Genomic DNA, 7191 nt, shown 5'->3' with positions numbered 1-7191 from the left:
AACGCCAGACCCTCAAATCACCACTTGCAACGCGGGAGCCATCCACAGAGGACGTTTTGCTGGTTGGTCGCGATCCGAATGGCAGCTTTCTGCTTGTGGGCACAAAAAGCTGACAGACGGCTATCGGCCCAGTTTCTGCCGATCTTCTCCGACGGGAACTGGGAGTGAAAGGCGAAGGACGGCTTAGCTGGGTGTCCGACACATTACTGTTGGCGATCTAGGTCCTGCTCTCATAGGGTTACGCGATGTCCACCACCAACCCCCGGTTCCGGCTTGTCCTTGTCATTCTGGCACTGTTCATCGGCGTTGTAGTCGCGTGGCAATATGCGGGCAGGTGGGGCCATACCCAGCCGTTCTGGTCGTCAACGGGAGACGCTTTGCCCGGCAGCATTGCCGAAATGCACCGGCTAAAGCTTGGCGGGGTCCAGCAATCAGTTACTGTCCGCGGTCGCAGCGCAATGGCGCCGATCCTGATCTGGCTGCATGGTGGGCCGGGACAGGACGAAACGGGTCTGTGGCGCCGCTTCAACGCATCACTCGAAGATCATTTTCTCGCCGTTTAAGCTCCCCCCGCTCGTGCCTTATCCGTCCACGCTGGGCCGACTTGCTCAATAGCGTCGGTCCAGATCAGCCCTTCGAAGCCTGACGGAACAGCATCGAGATCGTCAGGGTCCGTGATGCCGGGGGCACCATTTTCGTTTTCGACGTTTCCAAGGAAGATCACGGTCGTGCCCGATTGGCGCATCCGTTCAAGAAACCGGTTGGGCCATCCCCACACCAGATGCCTGTAGTTGATCGGCACCCCGATCACGCTTCCGACACACGAGCCCGGCAATTTGGTGCTCCAGCCAACCATCATGTAATCAAGCGTGCACTTCTTCATTTCTGCTTTGGAGAAAGCAAAGCCGTTCGGATTGATGGTTTTCCAGCGCCCCACAGGCTTGTCGTGGCCATAGACCATGATCTTGTCATCGATAATGATCCCATGCCGCTCGAGATAGGCTTGTAGAAGATCCGCTTCCTCTATCCATCGGCTCTTGAAGTTGATCAGGAACCGTTGCTCGGGAAAGGCCTTAAGCACTTCGGCCAGCGATGGCATCAGACCCTTGCCCTTGCCGCGAAACGGGAACGTCCTGCCGCCATCGGCAGTGTATCCATAGCCCACGTCGAGCGACTTGAGATATTCCAGCGACTGCTCACGCGTGACGCCGCTCCCTTCGGTCCGGCAATCGATCGTCCAATCGTGAAACACCACGAACTCGTTGTCGGTCGTCGGGTGAATATCGATTTCAAGGATGTCGGCGCCGGCCTGAAAGCTGGCTGCAATCGATGGCAAGGTGTTCTCGATGTAAGGGTTCGTCGGGGGCAGCATGCGATTGGCGGTGCAAGTGTCCTTGTCGATCCCGGACCGGTCGTAAAGCTGATGGATTCCCCTGTGGGCCATCAACCGTGCTTCGCCTTGAGGCTCAGGCGCAAGCCACGATGCATTTGCGAAATAGACCGCGCCGACCAACAAGACTGCTGCAAGTAGAAATGCGCGACGTCGACCCATATGCCGGTGCCTAGCCTAGATTTAGGTGCCTGTCTTTAGGCAGATATTGCCGTTGGAGGAATGGCCGAAATTGGGTCGTCAGAGGAATGTCTGCTTCGCACAGCCCGTGGGCTAAAAGCGGCCAGTCGCAAATCGGCCCAGAGGCAGGCAATCAGCAGATTGCTCGGCACGTCAGCTTTCACCCCATAATCGGACGTTCGGGTTTAAAAGCTGATCATCTGAAAGCTGCCGTAGAACCCAATGTGAACTTTTATGCCAATTACCATGTAGCTGCTCGTCAGCTTTGCGCCCCAATGTCGGACATTGATTGATTGCGGACGTTTTCCCGAAAGCGGCCACAAGAACGAAGGAAATACAATCTCCAAGTTGCCTTATGACCCGGCCAGTAAGTTCTCATAATCTAGCAACTCAAGGCAGACGTCTGGTTCGAAAATAGACGATTAGATTCGAGCTCGCTCGTTCCATCTCACGTCTGCAAAGCAAAACTGAAGGGCAGCGGCTACGCGACCCCCACCACTGGAACTTGCAGCCTTTCCCTAATCTCTTGATGGATATCCAAACCATCGACGATTTCCGTTTCAAGCGAAACTGCGATCGCAAACCTGATATCTTCGTCTGGGCTCAAGCCGCCGCCGGAACTATCACGACATTGAACTCTAATCGGTAGAATTGCATCGCCTGCGATATCTGGGGTCGTCTTAATCTCATTGGTGAGACGTTTAGACCACACGGTCCCGCGCTTGATCTGATTTGCGTCCAGTTGGTCCGCCTTCATTCTAAGGTGCCAGCCCCCATCTTTGGTGCCATCAAAGGTCATATCGCCATCCGCAGCAACGGCTTCTAGGGCGGCGAGACGATAGCGCGCACGCACCGGATCGGTCGGGGAAAACCACGCAAGTGTGACGACCATCGAACGGCTAAGCTTCACGCCTGAAAGCGACGCCGGCAGCGGCATTTCGAAAATGTTCGCTTGGTCTTTGCGTAGCGTACCAAGCCCCACGAGTGTGGCTCCACTGGAGGGCGCTTCACACATTCGTTCAACGTCAAATAGGCCGTGACCGTAGAATCGCGCTACGGACTCTTTGTTCGTAGAATGATGCCCTCCATTGGATTGGGCTTGCTCAAATAGCTCGTTCGCAGCATCCGGCCAGCTTGCCGAGTGAACGAGCAAGCATTTCGTCAGTAGAGCTAGATCCTGCCTCTCAAGCTCAGCGCCTTGATATGGGCCATCGTCAGCCGTCAGAGCAGCTGCAGCTTTAAGGGCAGCACGAACAGCCAAAGCGTTGGCACAACTCGTTCCGCGCTCTCGCTTCAGTCCTACGATGCCGTCATTGCTCGACGCAACGTTTAGTCCAGTTCGATTTGTCGATACTAAGCGCAACTGAACGTCATTGCCAGATGGGAAGCACCTCAGATTATGCTGACCTCCAACACCAACGATGTCAGGTTTGATTGATCGAAATGGTCCGAGCCCGCTCCTCGATGCGACTGCGACCATTCCGTGCCCAATTTCGCACAGAACAATTTCGCCTGCAGGAGGATCGAAAGCTGGATCCGAAAGATCGGCATTTACGGCGCCCACCGTTAGCGAGTTCATGGCTTCTGCGGGAGCCAGAAGCGTTCTCTCGTGCTGATTTTGGCCGAGGCAATTTTCGACCGCTCTGATCTTTGCCTGTGTATCCAAAGCCTCAAAGTCGATCGTAGTCGTTCCCGCCACATATATGGGGTCGCTGGCATTGCCCGCGGAGACCATAATGAGAATGCCAGCACGCTCTGCCCACCAATCAAGCAGGCGAGCCAACGAGCCGATCCGACCAGCGAAATTCTGGCCAACAACTCCGATTGAAAAGTTTACAACAAACGCATCCGGCGCAAGCGGTTCGTCGCCACCAAATGCCCTTTGGAACGCGATGTGAACGAGGTCGGCGAATAAGCGGTCATCGGGTGATGTCGCGCCGCGCTCCGTGTCAATGAGCAGCGGTATAGACACCAGCCTTGCGTCGGGGACAGGTTCGCCGTCTGTTGTCACATCTCCGCGAAGAATGAGCGATGCCATTGCTGTGGCATGTTTGCGATGTTCTACTTGTGAAAGCGGTTCTAAATCGTGAATATCTTCAATCACAACGCCGCCGTCGAGTTGTTCATGGGCCGCAATCGGCAAACCATCAAGCAGGATGGCGCGGATCGGTGCGTCGTCATCGAGCGATCCGCTAGCATCAACTACACCGCTTTCGAGTGGGTCGGAATCGTCTGGCAGCGATTGTGCGATGCTTTGGGGCCAAATAAACTGCAGCCCATCCAGCATCGCGAGGCTGTTCGGATCGGTCTCGCCATCCAACATCCGAGTGACCGCTTCCGTAGGAAGCTCAACAAGCATGGCATCATAGACGAAACCGAGTTCGTCGATGGTGCACGAGGAGATGATTGTTCCGCCTTCTCCCGCTATTCGATTTTCTGCATCGCGCCGCCAATCTGTTCGCTTTGCAGAATTGTTGGTCGGCCAGAATTCGAACTCCAATCGCAACTTGTCGTCACCAGCGGCTTCTAACCTCGCCAAAAGTTCGCGACGCGAATGCTCTGTCAGACGATCTAGGGGCCCCCAAGGTCGAAGATCAGCCAGCATGTCGAAGAGATTCCACCAAGGAGCCGAGCCAGTGGGTGCTTTTTCGTCTGCACTGTAGCGCTTCCACAAGCGCAACAAGTCCTCAAGAACGTTCATAGTCGGCATTGTCGCATAGAGCGTGGGGCGCAATTCACTGATAATTTCAGCCAAAAAATCGTCGGCACCATCTAGGCTATCGAGCTCCACCTCGGCGAACACTTCTAGGCCCATGCCAGTTGCCGCGCGCACGAAGTTCTGTATCGGAACCGCCGAGACGAAAACTAGCGCACGTTCTGGCGCGATGCCCATCGGGTCTTGGCGCAGAGTGATCTCGGCATCTGGTCCCGAGATCGCGTCTGCTATCCGGTCGATCTTGCGTTTGAATCGCTGCTCTTGTGTTCGTCTGCCGCGAGGCTTGGGCGGCGGAGGGAAATTGGAACTACCGGTCAATCTGCGGGCGCGCTTCCCGTCAGGTAATCGAAGGATCGGACGTTCGGTCATCTTCTCTTACTCGATTGTGCTGCGCAGCCCATGCTGTCACTCGATCCTTTACTAAAGTTCGGAATGTTACGGCCCCCTGCGCAAGTACATGGCGTCTGCGCAAATCTTGAAAAAAGTCTTCTGCCTCTGAAAAATTCTTAGGACTAACCTCAGACACAAGGCGCTTCGCGGTGTAGCCAGACTTTTCTTCGAACTTCTTAAGATTATCCACGAAGAATTTCGCCATTAACTCTTCGCTGGGTTTTCCTACCTCCAGATTCATTTCGAACCGTCTCCAAGTTGCACGGTCGAGAAGTTCAGGGTGATTTGTGGCGCCGATTAGAACACAATACGACGGCAAATCGTCGAGCTGTAGCAATAGTGTTGTAACTACGCGCTTGATCTCACCCGTCTCATGAATGTCTCCTCGCTCTTTACCTATGGCGTCGAATTCATCAAAAAAAAGGACGCACGGTTCAGTCCGGACATAGTCGAATAGGCGTCGCAGCCTCTGTGCCGTCTCTCCAAGATAGGACGTGACGACGGCATCGTAGCGAACGGTAAAGAGCGGCAGAGAGAGCTCATAAGCGAGGCCCTCAGCAATCGAAGTTTTCCCATTACCAGGCGGGCCAACGAGCAAGAGCCTGTGGCGCGGCTCGAGACCGTGCGCTCGCAGAACACCTGCGCGCTGCTGCTCTTCAATCAATTCCGAGCAAGCATTCGCGATCAACTTGTCTAGATATAGCGATGCCATCGGGCGATCTGGATCGCGGCGTTGGATGCCGCCGGATCCGTCGCGAACGCGGGCACCGTTCGCGCCTCTTCGATTAACTTGATTGGCATTCTCGGTGACAGCTATGGCTTTGGCGATCCGGTCCGCCACACCAGTGTGCCGTTTTGAACGCTCGTCGGCGGCGATCGCTTCTGCTACTTCCTTGACGGCACCAACATTGCCCGCGGCCCCCGCCTTCACCAAATTGACAATGAGATCGCTGCGCGCCACGAAAACTCCTCTCGCTTGCTTCATCAAGTTACGCGAAAATGGTGAAAAGTCACCCGATACTCGAAAAAAGTCGCGGATATCGTAAAAATGCTGCGGATTGCCTATTCCCTCCGCTCGGTCAACGGATTGACAATCGACGCGGATCATTCGTTCTGGTAAAACAGTCAACTACATGAATAATGTTTCCGGCGAGACCGATCCCGAAATGAGCTTCCTTGCTCAGATGCCGATGAACAGCCTCGTCCAGTCAAATGAGATTGCTCCGCCCATCGCCTCCTGGCCAATCAAAATGCCGCCTTTGTGACGAGGCGAACGAAGTTCGCGGATGGTGTTTTGAGCCGTCCAACAGGAGGCTGAAGGGCGGCTCTTGCTCCGGGCTGGCCAAAAACGGACAGTCTGCCTTTGGCCCAATTCCTGCCGTTCGAACCGGCCAAACTCCGACGTGTGAAACTGGGCCGGTAGCGGACAGTCCGGTTCAGAGCTTTTCGAAGCGTGAAGCAGACCTTCGACAGGCAATCTTCATCGCAATGCCTTCTTCTCTGCTGACATTCATGAAGATCCGCTTTCAATTTGAATTCCAAATGTAATCAGGTAGCGTCCGGTCGTTATGGAAACGAACATTAATCTCAACACGGAAACTGATGGTAGCGGGCCAAAGCTCTTACTGGTCCATGGACTGGGCGGAAGTGGTCGATCTTGGTCACCAATCATTCCCCGGTTGGCTGAAGAACGAGAGGTAATTACAATCGATTTGCCCGGGCATGGCAATGCTACTGCGCGCGATGACAGCGGGACCTTGGCGGGCTTGGCCGACGACTTGCAGAAATACATTGAGCAAAACGGGCTTACAAACTCCGACATTGTAGGTTTTTCATTAGGCGGACGGCTGGTGTTGGAGATGGCGCGCCGCGGCTGTGTGCGAAACGTGGTGGCTCTCAATCCGGGCGGTTTTTGGCGCGGTTGGGAGCGAACCTATTTCAAGTGGACACTGACTGCTTCGAAAAAGCTTCTGCTTGCTCTGAAGGGCCAACTGGGCGCGCTGAGCAAATCATCTGTCTCGCGCACCGCGCTGCTTGCGCAACTCTCGGCAAAGCCCTGGGCGCTCGATGAGAGTATGGTCGAAAAGGAACTCGTGTCTTTTGCCAAGACATCGACAGTCGTTCCCTTGATTAAAGACCTGGCACGAGGTCCGGCACAGTCCGGGCCGGCATCATCGCACACTGGCCACGTCGCAATCGTATGGGGTGGCAAGGACCGATTGTGCCTACCACGACAGGCAGCCAGAGCACGCGCCGCATTTCCGCAGGCCGGGTATCACTGCTTAGAAGACAGCGGTCACTATTCGATCTGGGATAAGCCACATGAGGTCGTGGACATCATTCTAGCAGGCACTGGGCCAAACTAAGCCCTGAAGTAGGTCGAGAGCGGACCACCGTTGGCTTTCGCGGCTTCGACCGCTTTTCAGAACTGTTGTTGGTTGGCCCGATGACCGATTCTGAGGCGCGAAGCGGACATAACGTCGAAAGTCAACTTTTGTACACTGGCGGCGCGCAG

At 55.1% G+C, this 7191-nt stretch carries 6 protein-coding genes; 3 read left to right on the top strand and 3 right to left on the bottom strand.

The window, feature by feature from the left end; genetic code table 11:
• The first annotated feature begins 245 nt into the window (after window positions 1-245).
• On the top strand, window positions 246-563 hold the full coding sequence (locus ACGHU1_RS16650; protein ID WP_390588804.1) for a hypothetical protein: 318 nt from the start codon (window positions 246-248) through the stop codon (window positions 561-563).
• Here the strand turns inward: ACGHU1_RS16650 and ACGHU1_RS16645 are convergent.
• From ACGHU1_RS16645 to ACGHU1_RS16635, 3 genes are all read right to left on the bottom strand, one after another.
• Window positions 560-1444, bottom strand: coding sequence for a glycerophosphodiester phosphodiesterase family protein (locus ACGHU1_RS16645; RefSeq protein ID WP_390588802.1), 885 nt, complete (start codon window positions 1442-1444; stop codon window positions 560-562). The genes ACGHU1_RS16650 and ACGHU1_RS16645 overlap by 4 nt on opposite strands.
• Before the next feature lie 607 nt (window positions 1445-2051).
• The gene (locus tag ACGHU1_RS16640) at window positions 2052-4655 is read right to left on the bottom strand and encodes a S8 family serine peptidase (RefSeq protein WP_390588800.1); all 2604 of its coding nucleotides are present in this window, start codon (window positions 4653-4655) and stop codon (window positions 2052-2054) included.
• On the bottom strand, window positions 4624-5784 hold the full coding sequence (locus ACGHU1_RS16635) for an AAA family ATPase (protein ID WP_390588798.1): 1161 nt from the start codon (window positions 5782-5784) through the stop codon (window positions 4624-4626). Before ACGHU1_RS16635 ends, ACGHU1_RS16640 begins: the two co-directional genes overlap by 32 nt.
• Before the next feature lie 25 nt (window positions 5785-5809).
• Between ACGHU1_RS16635 and ACGHU1_RS16630 the strand changes: the two genes are divergently transcribed.
• Both ACGHU1_RS16630 and ACGHU1_RS16625 read left to right on the top strand, forming a co-directional pair.
• A complete protein-coding gene (locus ACGHU1_RS16630; RefSeq protein WP_390588797.1) occupies window positions 5810-5941 on the top strand; it encodes a hypothetical protein in 132 nt (43 codons plus the stop codon).
• Between the two features lie 303 nt (window positions 5942-6244).
• Complete coding sequence (locus tag ACGHU1_RS16625) at window positions 6245-7042, top strand: alpha/beta fold hydrolase (protein WP_390588794.1); 798 nt, start codon at window positions 6245-6247, stop codon at window positions 7040-7042.
• The last annotated feature ends 149 nt before the right edge of the window (window positions 7043-7191 follow it).

Source organism: Erythrobacter sp. MTPC3 (assembly GCF_042854385.1).
Lineage (GTDB): Bacteria > Pseudomonadota > Alphaproteobacteria > Sphingomonadales > Sphingomonadaceae > Erythrobacter.
The sequence above is the reverse complement of the archived record's forward strand: the minus strand, read 5'-3'. Positions and strand labels throughout refer to the sequence as shown.

Bases quoted from the DNA above. Each gene is read 5' to 3' on its own strand.
- ACGHU1_RS16640 (WP_390588800.1), bottom strand. From the start codon at position 4,655: ATGACCGAACGTCCGATCCTTCGATTACCTGACGGGAAGCGCGCCCGC.
- ACGHU1_RS16645 (WP_390588802.1), bottom strand. From the start codon at position 1,444: ATGGCCCACAGGGGAATCCATCAGCTTTACGACCGGTCCGGGATCGAC.
- ACGHU1_RS16625 (WP_390588794.1), top strand. From the start codon at position 6,245: ATGGAAACGAACATTAATCTCAACACGGAAACTGATGGTAGCGGGCCA.
- ACGHU1_RS16650 (WP_390588804.1), top strand. From the start codon at position 246: ATGTCCACCACCAACCCCCGGTTCCGGCTTGTCCTTGTCATTCTGGCA.
- ACGHU1_RS16635 (WP_390588798.1), bottom strand. From the start codon at position 5,784: ATGATCCGCGTCGATTGTCAATCCGTTGACCGAGCGGAGGGAATAGGC.
- ACGHU1_RS16630 (WP_390588797.1), top strand. From the start codon at position 5,810: ATGAATAATGTTTCCGGCGAGACCGATCCCGAAATGAGCTTCCTTGCT.